Annotated in this window: 21 protein-coding genes; 20 read left to right on the forward strand and 1 reads right to left on the reverse strand. The window is 30.8% G+C overall.

The genetic code is table 11. The annotated features are described in order from the left end of the window. Positions 1-161: 161 nt before the first annotated feature. Positions 162-437: a hypothetical protein gene (locus ACWJJ2_RS16150; protein ID WP_462953529.1), complete on the reverse strand. Its 276-nt coding sequence runs from the start codon at positions 435-437 to the stop codon at positions 162-164. A gap of 433 nt (positions 438-870) precedes the next feature. Here ACWJJ2_RS16150 and ACWJJ2_RS16155 point away from each other — a divergent pair, with 433 nt between their 5' ends. From ACWJJ2_RS16155 to ACWJJ2_RS16250, 20 genes are all read left to right on the forward strand, one after another. After that, positions 871-2,235, forward strand: a complete 1,365-nt coding sequence (locus ACWJJ2_RS16155) for a hypothetical protein (RefSeq protein ID WP_462953530.1) — start codon at positions 871-873, stop codon at positions 2,233-2,235. Positions 2,236-2,783: 548 nt separating this feature from the next. After that, positions 2,784-3,455: a sugar transferase gene (locus ACWJJ2_RS16160; protein WP_216302569.1), complete on the forward strand. Its 672-nt coding sequence runs from the start codon at positions 2,784-2,786 to the stop codon at positions 3,453-3,455. Positions 3,456-3,517: 62 nt separating this feature from the next. Then, complete coding sequence (rfbB, locus tag ACWJJ2_RS16165; protein WP_462953531.1) at positions 3,518-4,570, forward strand: dTDP-glucose 4,6-dehydratase; 1,053 nt, start codon at positions 3,518-3,520, stop codon at positions 4,568-4,570. A 189-nt stretch (positions 4,571-4,759) separates the two neighbouring features. Then, the gene (locus ACWJJ2_RS16170) at positions 4,760-5,731 is read left to right on the forward strand and encodes a glycosyltransferase (RefSeq protein ID WP_462953532.1); all 972 of its coding nucleotides are present in this window, start codon (positions 4,760-4,762) and stop codon (positions 5,729-5,731) included. Positions 5,732-5,826: 95 nt separating this feature from the next. Beyond that, positions 5,827-7,290, forward strand: coding sequence for a lipopolysaccharide biosynthesis protein (locus tag ACWJJ2_RS16175; protein ID WP_462953533.1), 1,464 nt, complete (start codon positions 5,827-5,829; stop codon positions 7,288-7,290). A 66-nt stretch (positions 7,291-7,356) separates the two neighbouring features. Next, a complete protein-coding gene (locus ACWJJ2_RS16180; protein ID WP_220286190.1) occupies positions 7,357-8,055 on the forward strand; it encodes a WbqC family protein in 699 nt (232 codons plus the stop codon). Positions 8,056-8,062: 7 nt separating this feature from the next. Continuing rightward, complete coding sequence (locus ACWJJ2_RS16185) at positions 8,063-9,067, forward strand: NAD-dependent epimerase/dehydratase family protein (RefSeq protein ID WP_258280618.1); 1,005 nt, start codon at positions 8,063-8,065, stop codon at positions 9,065-9,067. 37 nt (positions 9,068-9,104) lie between these two features. Then, positions 9,105-10,202, forward strand: a complete 1,098-nt coding sequence (locus ACWJJ2_RS16190; RefSeq protein WP_462954352.1) for a DegT/DnrJ/EryC1/StrS family aminotransferase — start codon at positions 9,105-9,107, stop codon at positions 10,200-10,202. A 144-nt stretch (positions 10,203-10,346) separates the two neighbouring features. Next, positions 10,347-11,180 (forward strand): dTDP-4-dehydrorhamnose reductase, encoded by an 834-nt coding sequence (rfbD, locus tag ACWJJ2_RS16195; protein WP_216302574.1) that lies wholly within the window; start codon positions 10,347-10,349, stop codon positions 11,178-11,180. A gap of 454 nt (positions 11,181-11,634) precedes the next feature. Next, a complete protein-coding gene (gene ltrA, locus ACWJJ2_RS16200; RefSeq protein ID WP_462952630.1) occupies positions 11,635-13,044 on the forward strand; it encodes a group II intron reverse transcriptase/maturase in 1,410 nt (469 codons plus the stop codon). 443 nt (positions 13,045-13,487) lie between these two features. Further along, positions 13,488-14,366, forward strand: a complete 879-nt coding sequence (locus tag ACWJJ2_RS16205; protein ID WP_220286188.1) for a glycosyltransferase family 2 protein — start codon at positions 13,488-13,490, stop codon at positions 14,364-14,366. 30 nt (positions 14,367-14,396) lie between these two features. After that, positions 14,397-15,302 carry a glucose-1-phosphate thymidylyltransferase RfbA gene (gene rfbA / locus ACWJJ2_RS16210; RefSeq protein ID WP_216302577.1) on the forward strand — a complete coding sequence of 302 codons (906 nt, stop codon included), beginning with the start codon at positions 14,397-14,399 and terminating at the stop codon, positions 15,300-15,302. A 30-nt stretch (positions 15,303-15,332) separates the two neighbouring features. Continuing rightward, complete coding sequence (gene rfbC, locus ACWJJ2_RS16215) at positions 15,333-15,908, forward strand: dTDP-4-dehydrorhamnose 3,5-epimerase (protein WP_216302578.1); 576 nt, start codon at positions 15,333-15,335, stop codon at positions 15,906-15,908. Positions 15,909-15,962: 54 nt separating this feature from the next. After that, on the forward strand, positions 15,963-16,964 hold the full coding sequence (locus tag ACWJJ2_RS16220) for a glycosyltransferase family 2 protein (RefSeq protein ID WP_462953534.1): 1,002 nt from the start codon (positions 15,963-15,965) through the stop codon (positions 16,962-16,964). Between the two features lie 18 nt (positions 16,965-16,982). Next, positions 16,983-17,882, forward strand: a complete 900-nt coding sequence (locus tag ACWJJ2_RS16225; protein ID WP_462953535.1) for a glycosyltransferase family 2 protein — start codon at positions 16,983-16,985, stop codon at positions 17,880-17,882. Positions 17,883-17,900: 18 nt separating this feature from the next. Further along, on the forward strand, positions 17,901-19,097 hold the full coding sequence (locus ACWJJ2_RS16230; RefSeq protein WP_462953536.1) for an O-antigen polymerase: 1,197 nt from the start codon (positions 17,901-17,903) through the stop codon (positions 19,095-19,097). A 65-nt stretch (positions 19,098-19,162) separates the two neighbouring features. Further along, the gene (locus tag ACWJJ2_RS16235; protein ID WP_462952738.1) at positions 19,163-20,245 is read left to right on the forward strand and encodes an acyltransferase family protein; all 1,083 of its coding nucleotides are present in this window, start codon (positions 19,163-19,165) and stop codon (positions 20,243-20,245) included. A 38-nt stretch (positions 20,246-20,283) separates the two neighbouring features. After that, positions 20,284-23,358: an N-acetylmuramoyl-L-alanine amidase family protein gene (locus ACWJJ2_RS16240; RefSeq protein WP_462952739.1), complete on the forward strand. Its 3,075-nt coding sequence runs from the start codon at positions 20,284-20,286 to the stop codon at positions 23,356-23,358. 229 nt (positions 23,359-23,587) lie between these two features. Then, positions 23,588-24,229: a hypothetical protein gene (locus ACWJJ2_RS16245; RefSeq protein ID WP_220286184.1), complete on the forward strand. Its 642-nt coding sequence runs from the start codon at positions 23,588-23,590 to the stop codon at positions 24,227-24,229. Between the two features lie 62 nt (positions 24,230-24,291). Continuing rightward, the gene (locus ACWJJ2_RS16250; protein WP_462953537.1) at positions 24,292-26,118 is read left to right on the forward strand and encodes an Ig-like domain-containing protein; all 1,827 of its coding nucleotides are present in this window, start codon (positions 24,292-24,294) and stop codon (positions 26,116-26,118) included. The last annotated feature ends 216 nt before the right edge of the window (positions 26,119-26,334 follow it).

Below are 26,334 nucleotides of genomic sequence, written 5' to 3' on the forward strand. Positions count from 1 at the left end.
TAGTTACTACTGATACTAGTATAGTTTAAGTAGCCTAGAAAAATAGATTTAGTTGGTAAATACTTATCTGATGGATCTATTTTTCTAAGCAAAACAAAGAGAATGTTTGAAATGTTGATGAAGAAATTAATAATATTACTTGTAAAATTGAAAAATTTAGGTTAAGCTGGTGACCTAAAAATTTCTCTGATTTCTCTAGTTACTAAATCAATCCATATACTATATCTCGCATCCCCCCTAGTAGGGTGATACGATACCCAATTTTTTGATATCATTCTATCTTTTCGCCTGCGATATGCAAACAAACTTTTAGCATGGGAAGGCTTCTTCCATTGCGAGGTAATATCATCAAACCCATTTATTACACAATATTCGCTAAGTAATTTTCCGCCTTGTTTTATCGAGATTTTTTTTAAAAATAGCCCATTAAATAACATTTTATAATCCCCCCATTTGTACTCCATTTGATATATGATAAAATAAACCTAATTACGCAGATTGGGTGGGTTACACGTTCTAGGAGCCCAAATACAGAACGCACTCCCTCCTTTATCCTAAATAATTATAATGTACATATTCTATAGAGAGGGTATCAATACCTCCTAATATAAAAAAATATAGTGCTTTATTTTCCGATAGATTTCGACAGAAATTAAAAAATCTACCTAAACCAAATAGGTAAGGTAGGTTGTCCAACATGATGAGGAACAAATGAAAAATAGATTAGGTAATAGAAGTGATAACACTGGAGTGTTTGTCGATATTTGCAATGCGAAAATTAAAGGATTACGACAAGTAATAGGGAAGTAGATTAAATTGATATATTAATAATGGATAATTTTATATAACAAATTTAGGGGGACATGATTAGTGAAGCGGAGAACTAGAACTGAAATGAGAAAGAAAAGGAAAATGAGAACGAGAATAGTAGTAATAACGGTATTAACAGCGGTGGTAGGGTTAAGTACTAGTGCGTGGGCAATTGCAAGTAAAGCGAAAGAGCCAGTTAAAAGCGAGGTTTCCCTTTCAAGCCGAAAGAAAGTAAGAGAAGTAACGCTTACAGCATCAGTTGCTAATCCAACGAGTACTAAGGCAACAATTAGTAAGAAACAGTTGATATCTAAAGAGAAAATCGATGAATTAGTAATTGAAAAGGCTAAAAAGGACAAATTAGCCAAGGAAGCAGAGGCGCAAGAAAAGCAAGCAGAGATGCTAGCGAAGCAAGCGGAGGTTGCTAGACTGGAAAAAATAGCAGTAGATAAAGCGGAAAAAGGAGAAGCAGATAAAGAAAGAGCTAGCAAATTGGCGCAAGTATCTGCAAATAAAGCTAAACAAGAAGAAATTGATAGGATAGCCGCTGAGAGAGCAGATGCGCCTAAACAGGCTAGAATAGCAGAAAATTATGAAATAGCGAAAGCATCATTTGACAAAGCAGAAGAAGTAAAGGCTGCTAATTTAGCTAAAACAGAGTTGGACAGGCTTGCTAAAGTAGAAGCAGATAGAATAGCTAAAGTGAAAGCTGATAGCATAGCCAAAGTAGAAACCGATAGGATAGTAAAAGTAAAGACAGCTAGAATACCTAAAGAAGCAGAAGGTAATATAACTAAAGGGGATAGTACAACTAAAGGAGATAGTACAACTAAAGAAAAAGCGGATAAGATTGCTAAAATAGAGGCGGATAGAATAGCTAAAATAGAAGCAGCAAGACTTACTAAAATAAAAGCAGACAGGTTGGCTAAAGAAGAAGCGGCAAGACTTGCTAAAATAGAAGTGGATAGAATTGCGGCAGCGGAAGGTTCAAATCAAACAGCGCTTGAAGCTAGGATTGCAAACTATTTAAACTCTTCAACTAATGTTACTAATGTACTAAACAGGGCTGTGGCATTACATGGTGGAAGTACTTCAAATAATTGCGTTTATTTCTCAAGCGAAGTAATGAGAAGAATGGGAGTACCTATTCCACTAGAAACATGTAACACAAGACAGTATTTAAGTTACCTAAATGCACGTGGATGGGAGTCTAATTGGAATATTAAAAAGCTTACACCAGGAAGTATTTGTTTTACAACTAATGATGGCGGAGGATATCCAACGCATACATTTGTATTTATGGGATGGGCTAATAGTAATTATACTTTGGCATATGTTGCAGACAACCAAGGTAGCGAGGCTCATGTACGAGATATGCGTGCAACTTATTCAACAGATAAGTTTGCCTACTTTATGCATAATTAGTCAATGAAATAAATGGACAAATAAAAGAGGAAAGAATAATTATAATTATTCTTTCCTCTTTTATTTGATTTTAAAGCTGAAAATTATAAATACATATATCTTAAAGTAACAAGTTGAATATAATATAAAGAGGATAGTTCAACTTAGGGATAAAAAATGATGTAAATACCATTAAATTTGTTATATAATAAAAAAAGGAAACATTTTGTAAATATTATGATATACTAAATTGTAAATAAAAATAAATTAAAATGTATTAAATTGTATTAAAATGTATATTTAATAAATTATTTAATAGCATAAAACAAGTTAAAAAAAGCAAGTATACTCCAATACATATAAGCAATAAAATTAAAAAAAATGTCATATTTGGTCGATAGATGTACTGAATTATAAAATTCAAAATTTGACGTAAAATCTTCGAAATTATATAATAAATCTGTGTAACTTTGTAGAAATTAGTAAAATAGAAATTTTAGATATTGTTATAAATGTGGGGCGAAGTAGAGCGCAGGAGTCTGTATAATATAGTAATAGGGGGGATACAAATGGAAGAATTAGAAACGGATATGAGGGAGACACAGGTAAAGATTACTAGTGAGTATGAAAAAAATGCAGGATATTTTATAATCAAAAGAATAACTGATGTTATAGGTGCTTTATGTGGGATTTTATTACTTAGTCCAGTGATGGTTGTTGTTGCTATTTGGATTAAGATAGATTCAAAGGGGCCTGTTTTTTTTGGACACAAAAGATTGGGTATGAATGGCGAATTTATAAAAGTTTATAAATTTAGAACCATGCTGCCCAACGCTGAAGAATTACTAAAGAAATTGACACCGAAACAAGAAATAGAATTTGAGAAAAGTTTTAAACTTGAAAATGACCCAAGAATAACTAAATTTGGACAATTTTTAAGGAAATCAAGTTTAGATGAATTACCTCAATTATTAAATATTTTAAAAGGCAATATGTCTATCGTTGGACCTAGACCTATAATAGAAAGAGAAATTGAGAACTATGGAATATATGGGGACAAGCTATTAAGTGTAAAGCCCGGTCTTACAGGTAATTGGCAAGCAAGTGGTAGAAGTGATACGACATATGATGAAAGAGTACAACTCGATATGAATTATATAGATTATAGGAGCGTTTGGGTGGATTTGAAAATCATTTTTAAGACTTTTGGAGCTGTGGTTAATAAACAGGGAGCAAGGTAAAACGGTAATAATAGAACCAATTAGAGAATTAAAAATAAAGTTTAGTAAGGAGAATAAATAATATGAAAACTTATTTAGTAACAGGCGGAGCTGGGTTTATAGGTGCAAATTTTGTTCATTACATGTTAAACAAATATTCAGATGTAAAAGTTATAAATTTAGATAAATTAACTTATGCAGGGAATTTAGAAAATTTAAAAGATGTAGAAAATAATACTAACTATATTTTTGTTCAAGGAGATATATGTGACAAAGAATTAGTAGAAAAATTATTTGCAGAAAATGATATTGATTATGTTGTAAATTTTGCGGCAGAATCACATGTAGATAGAAGTATAAAAGAGCCAGAAATATTTGTTAAGACAAATGTTTTAGGTACAGTAAATCTTTTAAATATAACTAAGAATGCATGGGAAATACCAGGCGGATTTAAAGAAGGCAAGAAGTTTATGCAAGTATCTACGGATGAAGTATATGGATCCCTCGGCGCAACAGGATTTTTCCTTGAAACAACACAACTAGACCCACATAGTCCATATTCAGCAAGTAAAACAGGTTCAGATTTAATGGTAAAAGCTTACTTTGATACGTATAAAATGCCTGTAAATACAACTAGATGTTCAAACAATTATGGACCATATCAATTCCCAGAAAAATTAATACCATTACTAATAAACAATTGCTTAAGTCATAAAGATTTGCCAGTATACGGTGATGGAATGAATATAAGAGATTGGCTTTATGTTGAAGACCATTGCAAAGCAATAGATATGGTTATAAATGGTGGCAGGGTAGGCGAAGTTTATAATGTAGGTGGACATAACGAGCGAACTAATATGCAAATAGTTAAAACTGTTATAAGTTATTTAAATGAAAATGTAGATAAAGAAATAACAGATAAACTAATAAGTTATGTTGAAGATAGAAAAGGCCATGACAAAAGGTATGGCATAGATCCAACTAAGATAAAGGCCGAGCTCGGTTGGTATCCTGAAACTACATTTGAAGTAGGAATAAAGAAGACAATAAAATGGAATTTAGACAATAAACAGTGGATGGATAATATTACAACAGGTGAGTACCAAAATTATTACAACAATATGTATGAAAAATAATTGATATAAATAATACGCTTAGGGATTAAGCTATGATAGTTTTATACCTTATACAGAAGATATATAAAGGAGAATGGATTATGAAGATACTAATTGCAGGAGCTAATAGAGAAACAGATAGACTTACTGCTTTTACTACAAATTTATTATCAAAACTTATAATTAGATTATACAAGGAGGTGTTAATAATTGATTAAATTGGTTATACATATGTTGGCATATAATCATGAAAAGTACATTGAAGAAGCAATTGACAGTATACTAATGCAGGAAGTGAACTTTGATTATAAAATAATTATTGGGGAAGATTGTTCTACTGATAATACCAGGGAAATTTTAAAAGACTATAAGCAGAGATTTCCAGATAAAATTAAATTAATCCTGCATGAAAAGAATGTTGGAGCATCATTAAACTGTTTAGAAGTATCTAAAAATTGTAATAGTGAATATATCGCATATTTAGAAGGCGATGATTTTTGGACAGATAAAACGAAATTACAAAAGTCTATAGATTTTTTAGAAAATAATAGTGATTATATCGCAACAGCCCATGATGTATCTATAATAGATGAAAATCGTAAATTATTAAGCGATACACCGTTTGGTAGCTATAAAGGTGATTTGAAAACACCTTTAGACCAATTTAAATATAATAATCTTCCTACTCTTAGTTTGGTTTTTAAAAATATATGGGGAGAGGATTATTCCGTGGTACGTAATAAACTTCTCAAGGATGTAGAAATTGTTGGCGATTATCCATTTAAGCTTTTGCTATTGACGAAAGGTAAAATTAAATATTTTAGTGAAAATATGGGGACTTACAGATGGGTAAGAGATTCGGGTTCATCATTTTCAGCTCAAACTAAAAACAATCCGAATTTATTTAGAATTGATATGGTGAATTCATTAGCTAACTTATCAAATATGGATACGAGTTATAGTAAACTTTTTAACACAGAATTAAAAAAAATAGAATGTGAAATAATATTGAATTATATTTGTACGTTTAATATACCTAAACTCAAAGACTTTATGAAAAAATACGTTTCGAAAAATGGTATTATATGTAAAGTTAAAATGTTTGTATGGATTATAATAATATTCTTTTATAAACTACTAAAGAAAATTTTAAAATCATCCGGTTTATATAAAAAGAAATAATAGCAAATGGAAACTGGTAGTAGTCTAAGGTAGATGTTATTTCAAGATACATATTAGTAACTATTCAATTTCAAAAATAGTTTAGGAGAAAACAAATGCAAGAACAAAGTACATTAAAGAAAAAAACAATATCAGGTCTATTCTGGAGCTTTTCAGATTTAATTGCAAATCAGGGAATACAATTTGTGATTTTAGTAATACTTGCAAGACTTTTAGTGCCAGAAGATTTTGGGATCATAGGAATGATAACAGTTTTTATTGCAGTATCTCAATCATTTATAGATAGTGGGTTTACTAATGCTTTAATTAGGGAGAAAGAGCCAAGCCAGGAGGATTATTCAACAGTTTTTTATTTTAATCTTGCTATGGCAGTCGTACTGTATATAGTACTATTTCTCTCCGCAGGTGGCATTAGCAGATTTTTTAAAGAACCCCAACTTATAGCTATATTAAGAGTGCTTGCAATAGTCCTTATTATTAATTCCTTTGGATTAATTCAAAGAACTATGTTAACAAAGAGTATAAATTTTAAAACCCAAACCAAAATAAGCTTAATATCATCTGTTTTATCAGGTATTATTGCGATTATTTTCGCTTATATGGGGTTTGGAGTATGGAGTCTTGTAATTAAAACTTTATCTATGCAACTTATTCAATCTTTTTTATTGTGTATTTATAATAGCTGGATACCATCATTAGTTTTTAGCGTAGAATCTTTTAAAAGGCTATTTGGGTTTGGGTGGAAATTATTGGCATCTGGATTGATTGATACATTATATAATAATTTATATTTTTTAATAATAGGGAAATCATTTTCAGCAGTAGAGCTTGGTTATTATACGAATGCTCAAAAATTAAGAGATACTGCATCTCAATCGATAACATCCTCAGTACAAAAAGTGAGCTATCCTGTTCTTAGTAGTATAAAAGAAAATGAGGACAAACTAAGAGATGCTTATAAGAAGATTATAAAGACATCAGTTTTTATAACTTTTCCTTTAATGATAGGATTAGCAGCGGTTGCTAGTCCCCTTATAAGATTAATATTTGGACAAAAATGGGTGAATTCTATTGTTTATTTTCAAATATTATGTTTTGCAGGAATGTTATTTCCACTTCATGCAATTAATTTGAATATCCTTCAAGTAAAAGGAAGATCTGATTTGTTTTTAAGATTAGAGATCATTAAAAAAGCAATAGGTTTAATATTAATAGTAATAGTATTATTTTTTAAATTTGGTATTAATGGATTACTTTGGGCGGCGGTTCTAAGTTCGTATATTGCCTATTTTATAAACTCCTATTATTCAGCTGAATTGCTTTCTTATTCAACTATAGAACAAATCAAGGAGATAATGCCTACATTTGTTGCATCAGTGATAATGGCAATAGTTGTTTATTTCAGTGGCGCAGTGCTCCCTAATAATAATTTAGTTAAAATTATAGCTCAATTCATAATAGGGGTAGTGGCATATGTAGGTTTAAGTAAAATTGAAAGAATAGAAGAATTAAACACTGTGTATGAGTTGTTAAATTCTATTTTAAAAAAAGGTAAATAAAAAGAGCAAACATTAATTAAATCAGGATAATAAGGATGTTTTCAAAAGTATGAAAGGAGCAACAAAATGAAGGTAGGTATAATGCAACCATACTTTTTACCATACATAGGGTATTGGCAATTAATGAACGCAGTAGATAAATACGTCATATATGATGATGTTAACTTTATAAAAGGTGGATGGATAAACAGAAACAAAATTTTGATGAATGGTGAGGGTAAAATGATAAACCTTCAGATGAATGGCGCAAGCCCTAATAAGCGCATTAATGAAGTTGAGGTATTAGGAAACCCAATTCAAAACAAAAAGCTGCTTAAAACTATTGAAAGTTGTTATAAAAAAGCACCATATTATTCAGATGCCTTTTCGGTTATTGAGAATATTATTAATCAAGACGAGAGTAATTTAGCAAAGTATTTGGAATTTTCCATAAGACAAATTTGTGAATATTTATCTATAGATACTGAGATTATTGTTTCATCAACAATAAATAAAAATAATGATTTAAAAGGTCAGGACAAAGTTATAGAAATATGCAAGGTGATTGGTGCAGATGAGTATTACAATGCGGTAGGAGGACAAGATCTATATTCTTATGATGACTTTGCAGATAGAGAGATAAAACTTAGTTTTCTGAAGACCGGGACGGTTGAATATCAGCAGTTTAATAATGAATTTGTGTCAAACTTATCAATAATAGATGTGATGATGTTTAATTCAAGATATCAGATTAAAGATATGCTTGAAACATACGAATTAATATAAGAAGGCGGTGTGGAAGCTGAAAAAAAAAGTAATTATTTTTGGCGCAACAGGTAACACTGGAGCATATTTAATAGAATATTGTATTGAAAACCTAAATTCCCAAGAATTTGAGATAATAGCTGTTGGTCGTAAACAAACAAAATTTTTTCAAAAGAGGGGAATAGAGTATTACAGTGTTGATATCACAGACTCTAGTCAGTTTAACAAGTTACCACAGAATGGTATTCATGCTGTCATCAATCTTGCTGCAGCTCTACCAGCATATATGGAAGGCTATAAGCCAGAACAGTATATGGAAACTAATATAGTTGGAGCTTTTAACGTATTAGAGTACTGCAGAAGGACTCAAGCTGATAGGATTTTATATCCACAGTCGGAAGGTGATCTTTCTGGTTACTGGGGGAAGGAAATTTTAATTAAACCGGATTTCCCGAGAAGTTTTAGTTACAAAGGCGATCATGCATTATATGTTATATCAAAAAATACCGCCGTAGATATGATAGAACATTATCATCAGACGTATAACATTAAGAGCTTCATATTCAGGTGCCCGACTATCTATGCATATACACCTAATCAATATTTCTATGTTGATGGTGAAAAAAGAGTGCTTGCTTATCGCCATTTGATGAATCAAGCAATGGCAGGTAAACAAATTGAAATGTGGGGAGAACCGACTAAAGCAAAAGATGTAGTTTATGTTAGAGATTTTTGCCAAATGCTGTGTAAAGCGATTACGGTTGATAGAGAATGTGGGTTTTATAATGTAGGTACTGGTAGGGCTGTAACTTTAAAAGAACAAATTGAAGGCGTAATTGAAGTATTTTCACCTAAGGGTAGTAAGTCCGTAATTATTCCTTGCCCAGATAAACCTAATAGTAGAGAATTTATTATGGACATAACAAATGCCAGAGAAGAGTTAGGATACATACCTCAGTATTACTATTTAGATTATCTAAAGGATTTTAAAAAGGAAATGGAACTAAATAGATTTGAGGAACTTAGGGGTTAAAAATTAACAGATTTATAAATAATATAAAGAGGTGAGTATATTGAACTCAATTCAAGTAACTCGATCCTCAATGCCAGAATTTGAGGAGTACACAGAAGAAATTAAAGACCTATGGGACAGCCACTGGCTGACTAATATGGGTACAAAACATAAACAATTAGAAGCAAAATTACTGCATTATTTAAATACTCCAAATATTACTCTTTTCACTAATGGACATCTTGCATTGGAGTGCGCAATAGCAGCATTCAATCTTAAAGGAGAAGTTATAACAACGCCTTTCACATTTGCATCTACAACTCATGCAATAGTAAGGAATGGTTTAAAGCCAGTATTTTGTGATGTGAATCCTGACGATTACACTATAGATGTGGACAAGTTGGAGAGTTTGATAACGGATAAGACATCCGCTATTATCCCAGTACATGTTTATGGGAATATTTGTAATGTAAAGGAGATTGAAAGGATAGCAAATAAGCATAACCTAAAAGTTATTTACGATGCTGCTCACGCCTTTGGTGTAACGGCAGAGGGTGTAAGTGTCGCTAACTTTGGTGATGCTTCAATGTTTAGTTTTCACGCTACAAAGGTATTCAATACTATTGAGGGTGGAGCAATAACCTTTAAGAATGATAAGTTAACTAGAATATTAAATGACTTGAAAAATTTCGGTATTACTGGACCAGAGTCTGTTGAGTATGTAGGTGGAAATGCTAAAATGAATGAATTCCAAGCCTCAATGGGTATTTGCAACCTTCGTCATGTTGATGGCGAGATAAAAAATCGAAAAGCTGTGGTAGAAAGATATATTGAAAGATTAGGGAGTATTGATGGAATTAAGGTATGTAAACCTCAAATAGGGGTGAAGAGCAACTATGCTTACTTCCCTGTGGTATTTGATGAGTATAAGCTAAGTCGTGATGAAGTGATTGAGAAGCTGAAAGCAGAGAATATCTTTGCTCGTAAATATTTCTATCCCCTCACGAATAGTTTTGAATGCTACAAAGGTAGATTTGATGTTGAAAAGACACCAGTTGCAAACTACATAGCAGATAGGGTGCTTACATTGCCACTTTATGCTGATTTAAGTTTAGATGATGTCGATAGGATTTGTGACATTATTCTTAATAGATAATTTGATTTTATGTTATAAACGCAGTTAAAATGATACTCTTAGGGATTGAACTCTGAGAGTTTTATTTTAAGCTCAGATCGCAAGAGATAATGGAATTATTGTTTTAATTATGAAAAAATAACTAGATATAAAGGAGAATGAATTATGAAGATATTAATTACAGGAGCTAATGGTCAGCTCGGTCGCGAACTCGCTAACCAATATAAAGGGAAAAAAGGCATTGATTTAATACTTACGGATGTATCAGATTTAGATATAGCAAACGTGGATCAAGTATATAGTGTTGTAAATAAAAATAAACCAGATGTGATTATTAACTGTGCTGCACTTACGGCTGTTGATAAATGTGAGACTGAAATAGATATGGCATATAGGATAAATACAATAGGACCTAAAAACTTAGCAGCGGCTGCAAATGAAATTGGAGCCGAAATTGTTCAAGTATCAACAGACTATGTTTTTGCTGGCGATGTAAATCAATCACTAACAGAGTTTGATCCCGTAAATCCACAAACTATCTATGGAAAGACAAAGCTTGAGGGAGAAATATTAGTTAAGAATCACAATCCTAAGCATTATATAATTAGAACTGCATGGCTTTACGGAGATGGAAATAATTTTGTAAAGACTATGATAAATTTAAGCAAAACTAATAAGACATTAAAAGTAGTTAATGACCAAAGAGGAACTCCTACAAGTACAGTTGATTTAGCTAGAGTTATAATAAAACTCGTAGAAGATAAGAATTATGGACTTTTTCATGGCACATGTAAAGGTGAATGTACCTGGTATGAATTCACTAAAGAAATATTTAGACTTAAAGGAATTGATACAGAAGTTTTGCCTTGTACAACTGATGAATTTAAAAGACCAGCAAAAAGGCCTGAATATTCAGTGCTTAGAAATTATATGTTGGAATTGACTACTGGGGATATAACTAGGACTTGGCAGGAAGCGATTAGTGAGTATTTAAAATAATTAAAAGCAGGAGTAGATAATACACCTGCTTTTTCATTGTGCGCCCGGCATGGGCGCAATCTAATGGGTGAAAGTCCCTAGCACGGGTTAATAGTGCCAAGTGCATAGCTTAAGACAAGGGTGTCCATCGTGAGATGGAATCTGAAGGAAGTTGGCGGCCAAACTCCGGTCTGACGAACAGAAACTACATATAAGGCATATGCTTGTGGGTAAGTTTGCAATACAAAACGAAGCCCAAAACTATTCGAAACAAGTGGTGTAAATGTAGCAGATAGATGGAGTGAAAGATTGCGTTCTTACCCGGGGAGATCTGATAGGTAAGTTGTGGATATGAATTTAGAAATAACAACCCATACAGTGATGTATGGCTGAACTATCAGAAGTCAGCAGACGTCATAGTACCATGCAAAACGCGTTAGCGTGGGAAGGACTGAACAATAGGAGGTTTGGAATTTTGAAGGATACGAGAAAATATGATAAAAGCAGACAACTTCATAAAGAAGGCTCTCTACGAGAGAATAGAGTGGAACTCGAAGGTAATGTAGAAGTGCATAGTATTTCCTCTATGTCAGAAGAAGGAAGAAACGATGTGAATGAATATGATAATGGTTTACTCGAGCAGATATTATCGAGAGATAATATGAATAAAGCATATAAAAGAGTAAAAGCCAATAAAGGAAGTCATGGGATTGATGGTTTGACAGTAGATGAACTTCTACATTATCTAAAAGAGCATGGACAAGAATTAAGGCAATCATTATTAGAAAGTAGATATAGACCTCTAGCCGTAAGAAGGGTAGAAATACCAAAACCTGACGGTGGAATTAGGCTACTTGGAATACCTACTGTATTAGATAGAGTTATTCAACAAGCGATATCACAAACTCTAATACCAATATATGAAAAGAAATTTTCTGATAATAGTTACGGTTTTAGACCTTTAAGAAGTGGAAAACAAGCTGTTGAAAAATGTAGGGGATATATTAATGCTGGACATACATGGACGGTGAATATAGACCTTTCTAAATACTTTGATACGATAAATCATGATAAATTAATAAGGATACTATCGGAAGATATTAAAGATAGTAGAGTAATTTCTCTGATACGAAAGTATCTACAAAGTGGAGTGATGATAAATGGGGTATTTATGAATACAGAAGAAGGAGCACCTCAAGGCGGGCCTTTGTCCCCATTATTAAGTAACGTAATGTTACATGAACTCGATGTAGAACTAACAAAACGAGGACTAAACTTTTGTAGATATGCTGATGATGCGAATATATACGTCAAAAGTGAGAAATCAGCAAATAGAGTAATGAAGAGTATTACGAGATTTATTGAGGAAAAGTTAAAGCTTAGAGTGAATAAAGAAAAGAGTACAGTAGATAGACCTTGGAAACTTAAATTTTTAGGATTTTCATTTTACCGAGCAAAAGGTGAATACAGAATGAGAGTTCCTCAAAAACCTATAATCAAATTCAAAGCAAAGCTAAAAGAATTAACTTCAAGAAGTAATGCGATGAGCATGAAATATAGGTTTATGAAACTTAAGCAAGTGATAGTTGGATGGATAAATTATTTTGCTATTGCAGACATTAAAAGTATTCTTAAAACACTTGATGAATGGTTAAGGCGAAGAATTAGAATGTGTTTTTGGAAACAATGGAAAAAGATTAAAACAAAATATGGGAACCTTGTTAAATTAGGAATACCAAACAATAAAGCTTTGCAATATGCAAATACAAGGAAAGGCTATTGGAGAACATCCAATAGCCCTATATTAAACAAAACATTGACCAATAAATACCTTAAAAATATAGGATTAGTTTCTATATCTGAGACATATTTATTAAAACATTAATTTCTATTGAACCGCCGTGTACCGAACGGTATGCACGGTGGTGTGAGAGGTCGCTAAATAAATTAATTATTTAGCTCCTACTCGATTTATGGTATATATTAGGTTGCAAATGGCTTAGGAAAAGAGCATGAAAAACTTGGAAATATTAAAAAAAAATATTAACTTTTCATAAATATTATGGTATACTCGAATACGGAGTGGGAATAAATATAAATTGTATTAAAATGCATTAAATTGTATTAAAAGGGAATTAATGGCATGGCGTAAATTAATTAAAATAGTAACATATTGCTCCATTTAGATATGGAATACATAGATAAAAGAAGTTTTTTGATGGATATAAAAATTACTTTAAAAACAGTTTTTGTAGTATTTAAAAAGAAGGGGCAATATAAAGTTTTATTGTCTCATTAAAATATCAAAAGATAAATGAGGGACAGCGTATGGATTTGTCAATAGTTATAGTAAGTTATAATACGGTAGATTTATTAAGGGATTGTTTAAGTTCCGTAATTCAGAATACTGAAAACATAGAATATGAAATATGGGTAGTAGACAACCAATCAAAAGATGGTAGTGCTACGATGGTAGAAAGTGAATTTCCACAAGTAAAGCTCATACGTAACAGCATTAATGGTGGCTTTTCACAGGCTAATAATTTAGCCATAAGACAATGCAGGTCGAGCAAGTATGTTCTAATTTTAAATCCTGATACTATTGTACCAAAAGGTACATTAGTGGAATGCGTTGATTTTATGGAAAAGGATAAAGAGATTGGATGCCTTGGATGTAAAGTGGTAAAAGTTAATGGCACTTTAGATAAGGCATGCAAAAGAGGATTCCCGTCTCCATGGAACTCTTTATGCTATCTTATGAAGCTAGACAAGCTATTTCCAAATAATAAAAAATTTGGAGGATATAATGCTACATTTATACATGAGGATGAAGAAAGCGAAATTGATTCTTTAGTTGGAGCGTTTATGATGCTACGCAAGGAAGCCATTGAGCAGGTTGGGCTTCTTGATGAAACCTTTTTTATGTATGGAGAGGACATTGATTGGTGTTATAGAATAAAACAAGCAGGGTGGAAAAACTATTATCATCCTAAGGTAAGAATAGTTCATTATAAAGGTGAAAGCAGTAAGAAGCAAAGCACAAGAATGATAGGCGAATTTCACAAATCAATGTTTATATTCTATAATAAACATTATAAAAATAAATACAATACAATTGTAAATTTACTAACATATTTGGGTATCTACTCAAAATGGGGATTAAGTTTAACAATGAATGCTACTAAAAAGGAAAAAAAGGTTTTCTAGGATTATAATTAAAATTTAGGAGGAACAAAGATGAAAGGAATAATATTAGCTGGAGGTTCTGGAACTAGGCTTTACCCTATAACTAAAGCTGTGTCTAAACAGATATTACCTATATATGACAAACCAATGATATATTACCCATTATCAGTGTTAATGCTAACAGGAATTAAGGATATATTAATTATATCAACACCAAGAGATACAAGTACTTTTGAAATTTTACTTGGGGATGGAAGTCAATTAGGACTTAATATACAATATGCAGTGCAAGAAGAACCAAAAGGACTTGCTGATGCGTTTATAATTGGAGAAGAATTTATAGGTGATGATAGAGTTGCATTAGTACTTGGCGATAATATTTTTCATGGATATGGATTTAGTGAAAGATTAGAAAAAGCTGCCTCAAGAGAAGTAGGTGCAACTATATTCGGATACCATGTTAGTAATCCAATAGAATTTGGTGTAGTAGAATTCGATAAAGATAACAATGTAGTATCTATAGAAGAGAAACCTAAAAATCCAAAATCAAATTATGCAGTTCCAGGACTGTATTTTTATGATAATGATGTAGTGGAAATAGCGAAAAATGTTAAACCATCTGCTAGAGGTGAAATAGAAATTACTGCGGTAAATAATGAATATCTAAGACGTGGCAAACTAAAGGTTGAGCTATTTGGACGTGGAATGGCATGGCTTGATACTGGAACTCATAGAGGACTACTTGAAGCTTCTAATTTTGTTGAGGCTATTCAAACAAGGCAAGGGCTGTATGTTGCTTGTTTAGAAGAAATTGCTTATAGAAAAGGATTTATAGATAGGCAACAATTGATAAAGCTTGCAGAACCGTTATTCAAAGTGGAATATGGTAGATATTTATTAAATATAGCTGATGAATATAAGGACGTGTATAAAGAAGCAGCAGCTTCAATAGAATAAAAGATTAATAAGAAAGTATAGGTGATATTTATGGGACAATTTACATTTACTAAAACAGGAATAGAAGGTTTATATGTTATACAGCCAAAGGTGTTCGGTGATAACAGAGGATACTTTATGGAAACTTATAATTATGAGGAGTTTAAAGCAGCAGGACTTGACATGGTGTTTGTACAAGACAATCAATCTATGTCTACAAAAGGAGTGCTCAGAGGGTTACACTTCCAAACTAAGCATACTCAAGGAAAACTTGTTAGAGTAATAAAAGGTGAAGTTTTTGATGTAGCTGTGGATTTAAGAAAAGGATCAGAGACTTTTGGTAAATGGTATGGTGTATTATTAACTGAAGAAAATAAAAAACAATTTTACGTGCCAGAAGGTTTTGCACATGGATTTTTAGTTACATCTGATGAAGCAGAATTTGTATATAAATGTACTGATTTTTATCATCCGGAATTTGATTGTGGCATGTTATGGAACGATCCAGATATTAATATAGAATGGCCATTAGATGGAATAGATGAAGTACTTTTATCAGAAAAAGATAAGGTTCAAAAACAATTAAGAGAGTTAGATATACAATTCGTTTATAAAATTAAAGAATAGCTTGATACTAAATTTATTAGATATTAGATTACGTTGAGGAAGAGGATTAGTTGTATGAAGGATACCGTAAGTGTAGTTGTGATAAACTGGAACAATAAATCATACATAAAAAGATGTATAGATTCAATAATCCGGCAAACATTCAAAAATATTGAGTTGATTTTTATAGATAATAATTCAAGTGATGATTCATATGAATATTTTTGCAAAGAATACCCAAATGAAAATTTTATTAAGGTTAATAATGATAAGAATTTGGGATATTCGGGAGCTGCAAATCAAGGGATTAATATGGCACATGGAGAATATGTTATGATAATTAATCCTGATATTGTGATGGAGTCAGATTTCGTTGAGAAGCTTTATATATTCACAGTAAGAGATGAAGAAATTGCTGCAGTGTCAGGAAAATTATTAAAGTATGATTTTAAGAAAGATAAAAAATTGAATTACATAGATAGCGCTGGGATAGAAATGTTTCGTAGTAGGAGATGCATTGATAGAGGGCAAAATCAAGAGGATATTGGTCAATATGACACCACAGAACAGATTTTTGGAGTTTGTGGTGCAGCTCCCTTTTATAGGAAATCAGCTTTAGAAAAAGTTAGGATAGAAAATGAATATTTTGATGAAGACTTTTTTGCATATAAAGAAGATATAGATTTATCATGGAGATTTAACTTAGCGGGACTCAAGTGTATGTATTATCCAAAAGCAATAGCATACCATGGAAGAGGTTTCGGAAAAGGTGAAAATGGAATTAAAAATTATATTAATGCTAGAAAAAAACAATCTAAATTTATTAGAGGATTATCTTTCAGAAATCAATATCTAATGATTTTAAAAAATGAAACAAAACAAACATTTAAAAGAGATAAGTGGCAAATAATCAAGAATTTTATAAAATTTTTAATGTTCTCTTTAATATTTGAACCTTTCAATTTGAAATCAATTAAAGAGATATTGAGTTTGAAAAATAAGATGAAATTAAAGCATAAGGCTTTTGAAGATAAAGTTACTATGCAATGTGATTTTATCGATTTAATAAAAAGTTGACGATAGGATATGGTATATATGAGAACTAATACAAATGTATGTGCAGTAGTTATAACTTATAACATTGGCAAGGATATATATAAATGCGTAGATGCTATAAAAGGACAGGTTGACAAAGTAGTAATAATTGATAATGGATCTAATAGAGATACTATAAATGAATTGGCTAAATTAGATGAAAATGATTATATTAAAATCATTTATAATAACGAAAACTACGGTATTGCAAAAGCTTTGAATTATGGAGTTAGATTTGCATTATCAGAAGGGTATGAGTGGATTTTCACTTTAGATCACGATAGTGTGGCTACTGAAAATATGATTGAAAATATGATTTGTGTATATGAAAACTTATCAGAAAATGAAAGAGATAAGGTGGCTATAATTGCTCCAACTTATGTTGATAAGAGTGAAACTGAAACTGTAAATTTAAAGTGTGAAAAGTATAGTTTTGATATAGATAACTTAAAAAATGTTATTGTTGAAATGACTTCAGGAAATTTGGTTAAAGCTTCAATATTTAATAAAATAGGATTTTTTAATGAAAAATTATTTATAGATTTTGTAGATCATGAATTTTGTCTAAGGATTAAGAGAAAAAATTATAATATAGTAAAGGTATCTAATATCATTTTATTACATAGCTTAGGCGATTCTGTTAATAAGAGTTTTCTTGGCAAAAAAATAATTGTTACAAATCATTCTGTTATACGAAGATATTATATAACACGTAATAGATTTTATTGTTGGAAAGAATTTAAAAGTGATTTCCCAACGTGGGTAAGAGAGGACAAACTTCGTTTTATTAATGAGATAATAAAAATACAATTGCATGAGAAAAATAAATTATCAAAATATAAGATGATTATAAAAGGAGTATTGGATAGTAAAAGATTTATTTTCGGCAAATACAAATAATTCTAAGAGGGTGAGAAAGTGGCGAATCCGTTTTTAATATACATTATAAGCTTTTTAACAGTAATATTATTTTATGCATTTGGCTGGTCAGATGCATATCCAGGATTAACCTGGACGACAATAATGTTTTTTATACTAACTTTTGTAATATGTGGGTTTGCTTGGGCGTATACGAGGAAAAAAAAGATTATCAATTATGTAGATGCAGAATATAGCAATAATCTAATATATGTAACAATATTAATTATACTAGGTAATATTGCAGAATTTATATACTTTGGATCCATACCTATATTTTCTAAAAAGATAAATTATCTAGAATTTAGAGGGATACCTACCTTTCATGTTATTTTATATACGTTTACTATTTTTTTTGCTGTATATTTATATCATGTTTATATTTCTACAAGAAAGAAAATTGTAATTTTACTTTATTTGATATGCCTCATACCTTCTGTATTGCTTATATCTAGGGGAATGTTCATGAATATTTTTTTAGGGTGTTTTTTTGTAACGCTTCTAAAAGTTGATTTGAATTTGAATTTTTATAAAAAAAATATAACCAAATTTATTATTTTATTTTTGGCGATGTTTTATTTTTTTGGTGTTTTTGGAAATTATAGAAACAATACGTTAAATAAAAGTGTAGAAAAATTTAGTAGTAATTACATATTAGAAGTAGGGGAAGCTTCTCAACGCTTTAAAAAATCAATTATACCGAAACCTTTTTTTTGGGCATACATATATATATCTTCCCCTCTGGCGAATCTTCAATTAAATATAGATAAGACCAGTCCTCAAATAAATACTAATAACTTGATGAAATTTGTTGGTAACGAGATAGTTCCGGACTTTTTATCTAAAAGATTTTTTTCTAAGACTGATGTAAGGGAAGAAAACGCAGTTCTACTAATAAAACCTGAGCTTACGGTAGGAAGTTTCTATTTGGGCGCATTTCATTATTTAGGATGGGCGGGAGTTGCAATTTTATTCTTGTATTTGATAGGTATATGTTATTTTTATATTACATTGTTATCTAAGTCAAATATGTTTGCAATTACAGGAGTAGCAATGTTGTGTAACATAGTGGCTTTAAGTACATTTTCTAATATATTAAGTTTTTCAGGTATGAGCTTTCAATTATGTTATCCATTAATATTTGAAGGGATCCTTGTATTTAAAAGGAAGTATAAAAGGAAATATAAGAGAACATAGAACAGTAAATTGTGGCGAAGGAATAAAAAATATATATAAAATATTGTGGGGGAGTATTAAGTGAAATGAAAAAAGAAATGAATAAAGAAATGACTATACTTAAAGCGGTTGGTATTATAGCAGTTGTAATTGGACATAAATATGATCCATTTACATGGTACCCTACATATTCATATCATATTGTCTTATTTATTTTTGCATCGGGATATTTTTACAATCAGAATAATGAGGACAATATAATAATATTTTTTATAAAAAAGATAAAAACACTATTGATACCATATTTTATATATAATCTTTTTTATGCAGTAGTTACATATGTTTTATATAAAAAAAATAACATTTTATTAGGTGAACTACCTACATTGTATAACTTTTTTCTTAGCCCATTTCTGCATGGACATCAATACCATTTGTTTTTAGCGGGGTGGTTTGTAGTTGAATTGTTTATTATTCAAATAAGTTTTATATTACTATTTAAAATGATTAAAAAAATTAATAAGTCTTATTTATTTAGTTTTAGTGTTTTTATGTGCTTGGCATTAATAGGGCTTAGGTTTGCGAAAAGTGGTATTCATTCAGAATATGAACTAGTTGCAGATAGAACGTTATTTGGTCTGTTTTTCTATTATTTAGGATTTTGGTATAAAAATAAATTGGATGATGTCCAGTTAATTAAATCCAAATATATCATAGGCTCAGTTATACTGCAAATTATATTAATAATAAAATATAAGGATGTATCTTATGCTCTGAGTTGGTGTGATTTTGGAGGACGCTTATTTTTGCCAATAATAGCTAGTATTAATGGCATATATTTATGCATTGTGATTTCAAAGTTAATAACAAGATACATTGAAGAAAATGATATATTATTATCTATTGGTGAAAATTCATTTCATATAATGGCTAATCATTTGTTTGTATTTCTTATAATGAATTTTATTATAGTAAAGGTAAAAGCAATTGATCATAATGTGCTTAATAGTGTTTGGTATGCATATAGACTTGAAAAGTATTGGTTAGTTTACGTTATGGCAGGAATTTTAATTCCAACTTATATAGCAGTCTTTGCGAAGAAGGGTAGAATCAGATTATATGAAACATTTAAAGTTAAAAAAAGTAGGATTAAAAATTTAAATAGTTAAAAGGCTATTAACTTAAGTGAAAGGAAGTGGCAACATATATGAAGAAAAGTACTAGGCTTGCTATAGTAATTAATATGTTAGTAATTTTTATTTTACCTTTATTTAATGTCCAAGCATTAGCATTAGCACAAGAACAACCAAGTACAGCAACAGAGAATAATATTGAAGCAATAGATTCCGAAAAAAGATTAGAAAATAAAATTTATCTAGATTATCCCAGTTCACCTAAAGTTTATGGAGATAAAGGGTTAAAGGTTGCAGGGTTCGCACTAAGTCCTAAAGGTGTAAAAGAAGTGAAAATATACGTGGATGATAAAGCTATAGGAACTGCAACTTATGGATTGGAAAGACCAGATGTGGATAGCGCATTCCAAGGATACCCTGATGGCAGTAAATCTGGATTTAACTATGATATTGAAAATACAAATTTAGATTATGGTGTACATAAGATATTAGTTGAAGCTATAGGACTTGATGGATCAAAATTTAAAGAAATTAGGAATATTGAAAAAGTACATCAATTGCCTAAAATGATTGTAGACAAGCCTCTAGATCAAAAAGTGGTAAACAGCGATGAGGAAATTATAAGTGGATGGGCAATTAATCAAAATGGTATGAAAGAAGTACAAATATATTTAAATAATCAATTTTTAAGTAAAGCTAATTATAATTTAGATAGATCGGATGTAGCAGATGCTTATCCTAATTATCCAGATGGAAATAAAGTTGGGTTTTCGTATAAGCTAGATACTAGTCTTATAAAGACTTCTACAGCGACAGTTACCATAAAAGCTGTAGGGAACAATGGAGATATACAGGAAAGCAATATTATTTTAAAGAAAGAATCTATGAGTTATATTGATGATCCAACCTTAAGCAGGTATGTAAATGGAAGAGACTTGAAGATTGCTGGCTGGGCATTAAACCCCTCAGGCGTTAATCAGGTAAAAATTTATGTGAATGATGTCGAGTGTGGAAATGCTGATTATGGATTAATTAGAGAAGATGTAAAGGATGCTTACCCCTACTATAATAATGCTTCAAAATCAGGATTTGATTATACTATTAATGCTAATAAATTAGCTGTAGGTAGAAATGTTTTAAAGGTAGTTACTGTAGGAAATGATAAAAGTAGTATTGAGAGTCAAATGGTAGTGGAAGTTTATAAAGGTGACAATACATTATTTATTGACACTCCTTTAAATAACCAAAAATTTGAAAAAGAAATTCTAATTGATGGATGGGCACTTAACACTTCAAAGATAAAAGAAGTTAATATGTATTTGGATAACAAATTTATAGGTAGTGCTGTCTATGGAATTGATAGATCAGATGTAAATAAGGCATTTCCAGGATATCCTAGTGGTGACTTTAGTGGATTTACATATAAAATCCCTCTAAATAACACGCCTCCAGGAAATTATGATTTAAGGGTAGAGGCAGTAGGCGCAGATGGAACAAAAAAAACTATAGATAATAAGATAATAGTGGAGAAGAAAAAACCTATAGGCTATATTGATTCTCCATCCTATAGTAATATAGCAAAGATAAACACCATTGATGTTAAAGGCTGGGCTTTAAATGCAGAGGGAGTAAGAGATGTTAAGGTTTATGTGGATGGCCAATTAAAAGGTATGGCACAGTGTGGATTAACAAGAGATGATGTTAATGGAGCATTCCCAGGGTATATAAACGGGGGTAAATCTGGATTTCAATATGCATTAAACACAAATGAAATTTTGTTAGGGCAGCATTTATTGCGGATAGAGATTATTGGGAATGATAGTAGTTCACAGGTTATATCTAAGCAATTAAATATTGTTGGTTCAGAACCTAGAGTTTTTTTAAATGAAATTGGTAGTCTTACAAAAGATAAACAATTAGTTATAGGTGGTTGGGCTTTAAATAAGTCTAGTATGAAGGAAGTTGATGTTTACATTGATGGAGTTTATAAAGGAAAGGCAGATTATGGCCTAAATAGACCGGATGTGAACTCAGCATATAATGGATATCCTAATGGAGAAAAAAGTGGATTTAACTTTGTTAGTTCATTATCTGATTTATCAATTGGCAAGCATTCAGTTAAAGTTACTTCAGTTGGGAATGATTTAAGTGAGGCATCTGTTGAAAGAAGCTTTGACCTCCAAAAATTAAACCCAAATGTAAATATAGATACTGATTTTTCGGATTATGATAATTTAACTGAAAGAAAAGAGCTAAACATACGGGGATGGGCATTGAATGATTCCAAAGTAAAACAAGTTGACATTTATTTAGATGGCCAATTAAAAGGAAGTGTTCAAGCTGATGTATTAAGATCGGATGTTCAAGCTGCCTATCCCAAATATCCATATTCGATTAACTCAGGGTTTGCATATAAACTAGGCATAGATGATATAGGATTTGGAACTCATACAATCGGGGTATACGCTAAGGGTTATGACAATACTATTGCTTATAAAAGTATACACTTTAAGATACAAGCAACTATTGTTATAGATCCAGGGCATAATTTTGGTGGAGATGATGGATCCTACTCAACTTTTGGTGGGGTTACCTATGTGGAAAGAAATTTAAATATGCAATTAGCACTTAAATTAAAAAATAAGTTAGTACAGTATGGGTTTAATGTAATAATGACAAGAAATGAAAATGATAAATTTTATGATAATGAAACTTCTAGTCTGAAAAAAAGAGTTGATATTGCAAATAATGCTAAGGCAGATTTATTTCTTAGTATTCACCATGATTTCGCATATACCCCAGAGTCCAGTGGTATAACTACACATTATAGTACCTATAGACCCAATCTAGACAAAAGTGGTATAGTAACGAAAAACGGTATAAATTATGATACAACTCCAACTTTAGCAGCATTGAAAAGTGCTGATCTAGCTCAGCGATTAATAGATGCCTTAGCTAATTTAGGTTATAATAACAGAGGAAAAAGTGACCATAATTTGTATGTTACTCAAAATACAAATATGCCTTCTATTTTGGTTGAATGTGGATTTATAAGTAACTTACAAGAGGCAGCTAAAACTGCGAATAATGCAGAGCAAGATGCTTTTGCGAGTAAAATGGCTGAAGTAGTTTATAATTATTTCAAGTAGGTTATAAAAGGTGTTTTATATTAATATTGGAGCATTGCAGGTGATGATTTAATAAAGAGCTTGGCGAAAGCCAGCAAAGGAAACTGCTGAAATATATTTCAGCAGTTTTTTCGTCGTTAATTTAATTTATGGATATTTTGTAAAATATTGATTTAAAAGTGATTTTAAAGTATAATTATGGTGGAATATATAATTTATTGTATTTACAATTATTAAAGGGGATAGATTATTGAATAAAATACGCGAACGTTTTAAATCAAAAGAAGTGAGATTAATTGCAATATTTTTAACTATTGTGATTGGGGTTATCTTTATTATTTCAATATATAATAAGCATCAAAGTGATAAAAAAGGGCAGATGGTTATTATTCAACAAAAAAAAGCTGATGGAAAAATTGTAAATAAAAAACAAGAAGAATTGAATAAGGAGGTTGAAGAAAAAAAAATAAAGGAACAGAAAGTTTCGAAAAATCAAAAAAAAATAGAAGAGCAGAAAGTTCCGGAAGAACAAAAAAAGTTGAAAGAACAGAGGCTTTTGGAAAATCAAAAAAAAATAGAGGAACAAAAAAAAGCTGACAAAGCAGAAGTTGGAAAAGAGGCTAATAATATTAACGAAAACATTAAAAAGAATGAATTTACAAAGGAAAAAGCGATTGAAATAGTAAGCAAAATCGTAATTAACAAAAACCAAAAGGTAAAGGTTGGATATGACCATACGCAAAAGAAAGGTGGAAAAGATTACTATGTTCTTCGAGTATACGATGATATGAGTGATCACATAAGTACATTGGGATGGTATTATGTTCAAGTTGACACCGGTAAAGCGTTTGAATGGGATCTGATAGAAGATACATTAACACCGATAAATTAAATGAAAATGAATGAAAAAAATTTTTAATATAATTATTTTGATAAGGGCGGGTGAAATATAAATTGAGAAAGCGAAATATTCAAAAAACGTTATTGTTTATGGCTATGACTTTGTTTGTATTGTATACAAATAAAAGTAATACGGTAATGGCTACTACCATTTTACCATCGAGAGTATATGTTGAGACACCTAGCGAGGCTCAATCAATTAGTGGGGAAAGTTTTAATATCAAAGGGTGGTCATTGAATGCTACTGGTATAAGAGAAATAAAAATATATATAGACAATGTATATACTGCTAATGCAACTTATGAATTAGACAGGAGTGACGTAAATGCTGCATTCCCAGGTTATCCTAATGGAGATAAAAGTGGATATAGCTATAACTTAGATACAAAGTCTATATCACCAGGAACGCATAATCTTTCCGTTGTATCAATTGGTAAGGACGGAAGTGAAGATAAAATTGATAGATCTATAATTATCAACAAAAAAGACCCTATGATGCATGTAGATACTCCAATTGACAACTTTTCAACTACTCAAAAAGATATACATATTGAAGGCTGGGCATTAAATGATTCCGGAATTAAAGAAATACAATATTACCTAAATGATAATTTAGTAGGCACTTCCTTTGAGGGTGTTGAAAGAAGCGATGTAAATGCTGCATATCCAGGATATTTAAATGGAGGCAATAGTGGATTTTCTTTTTCTTTTAATGCATTAAAATTGCTGGCAATAGGAACACAAAATGCGAATTTAAAAATTATTGCAATTGGCAAAGATGGTACAAGCTTAACCATAAACCAAAATTTAATTTTAAAAAAATTACCTGAAAGATTATGTGTTGATACACCTTCAAATAATGATATTATCAAAAATAATATTAATATAGTTGGGTGGGCTTTAAATGCCTCAGGAGTAAAAGCAGTAAATATATATTTAGATAATATTTTTAAGGGTAAAGCAGCATATGGAAGTTCAAGAGGAGATGTTAATGCAGCCTTCCCTGGATATACAGGAGGAGATAAATCAGGTTTAAACTTTAATCTAGATACTTCAAAAACTACACCCGGTAATCATACTATAAGAGTGGAGATGGTGGGGGATGATGGAAGGATAATCAATCAAAACATTGGTATTAATGTATATGGAATGATTGAATACCATAGCTATAATACATCTTTAGATAAAATGGTTAGTATCCAGCTTGCGTCTGGTGCGGTTTATAACAACACAACAACTTGGACATGGGATCCAGCAAATGCCAGTATGATAAAGGAATATGTTGATCCATCAAATATTATTGATGATGGATATAGAAAATATGAATTATTAAAATTAAGTTATAATGACGGTGCTTCAATTACCGACTTAAACAATGTTTTAAAGGGAAAAGGAGTATTAAGCGACAAAGGGCAAATGTTTTTAAACTCAGCAAAAACTAACAATATTAATCCGATTTACCTAATATCTCATGCTATATTGGAAACAGGAAATGGAACCTCAGCTTTAGCAACTGGTATATTAGTAACTTCTGTTGATGGGAAAGCTGTTACTCCAAGGGTATCCTATAACTTATTTGGAATTGGAGCTTATGACTCGAATGCGAATAAGTACGGGTCAGAATATGCTTATAAGCAAGGTTGGTTTACTCAAGAACAAGCTATAAATGGAGGTGCTTATTTTATATCGGAGGGTTATATAAATAATGCCAGTACAAATCAAAATACTTTATATAAAATGAGATGGAATCCTGCAAGTCCTGGAACTCACCAATATGCTACAGATGTTAAATGGGCATATAATCAAATATCTAATATAAAAAAATTAACAGAGCTTTGTCCTAATAGCCTAATATATTTTGATATTCCGGTTTATAAATAGCGGATTTATAGGGAAAGAACTTGAGCTGAAAAGTTTGATAAATTAATTTGTAATTAGTATAAAAATATCATGCGGATATGGGCAAAATATAGTAAAATAGTAAATATTATAGTATAATTACGTTGTGGATATTTTATAACTACAAATTAATTGCAGGATAAAATGATTATACATAGCATTTAGATAAATATTGCATACGACAAGAAAAGGGGATAT

It is taken from the genome of Clostridium sp. CM039 (genome assembly GCF_055081075.1).

What these genes read in the sequence shown, in the direction of transcription:
- ACWJJ2_RS16150 (WP_462953529.1), bottom strand. Translation starts at nt 437, where the DNA reads ATGTTATTTAATGGGCTATTTTTAAAAAAAATCTCGATAAAACAAGGC.
- ACWJJ2_RS16160 (WP_216302569.1), top strand. Translation starts at nt 2,784, where the DNA reads ATGGAAGAATTAGAAACGGATATGAGGGAGACACAGGTAAAGATTACT.
- rfbB (WP_462953531.1), top strand. Translation starts at nt 3,518, where the DNA reads ATGAAAACTTATTTAGTAACAGGCGGAGCTGGGTTTATAGGTGCAAAT.
- ACWJJ2_RS16175 (WP_462953533.1), top strand. Translation starts at nt 5,827, where the DNA reads ATGCAAGAACAAAGTACATTAAAGAAAAAAACAATATCAGGTCTATTC.
- ACWJJ2_RS16180 (WP_220286190.1), top strand. Translation starts at nt 7,357, where the DNA reads ATGAAGGTAGGTATAATGCAACCATACTTTTTACCATACATAGGGTAT.
- rfbD (WP_216302574.1), top strand. Translation starts at nt 10,347, where the DNA reads ATGAAGATATTAATTACAGGAGCTAATGGTCAGCTCGGTCGCGAACTC.
- ACWJJ2_RS16205 (WP_220286188.1), top strand. Translation starts at nt 13,488, where the DNA reads ATGGATTTGTCAATAGTTATAGTAAGTTATAATACGGTAGATTTATTA.
- rfbA (WP_216302577.1), top strand. Translation starts at nt 14,397, where the DNA reads ATGAAAGGAATAATATTAGCTGGAGGTTCTGGAACTAGGCTTTACCCT.
- rfbC (WP_216302578.1), top strand. Translation starts at nt 15,333, where the DNA reads ATGGGACAATTTACATTTACTAAAACAGGAATAGAAGGTTTATATGTT.
- ACWJJ2_RS16220 (WP_462953534.1), top strand. Translation starts at nt 15,963, where the DNA reads ATGAAGGATACCGTAAGTGTAGTTGTGATAAACTGGAACAATAAATCA.
- ACWJJ2_RS16225 (WP_462953535.1), top strand. Translation starts at nt 16,983, where the DNA reads ATGAGAACTAATACAAATGTATGTGCAGTAGTTATAACTTATAACATT.
- ACWJJ2_RS16235 (WP_462952738.1), top strand. Translation starts at nt 19,163, where the DNA reads ATGAAAAAAGAAATGAATAAAGAAATGACTATACTTAAAGCGGTTGGT.
- ACWJJ2_RS16240 (WP_462952739.1), top strand. Translation starts at nt 20,284, where the DNA reads ATGAAGAAAAGTACTAGGCTTGCTATAGTAATTAATATGTTAGTAATT.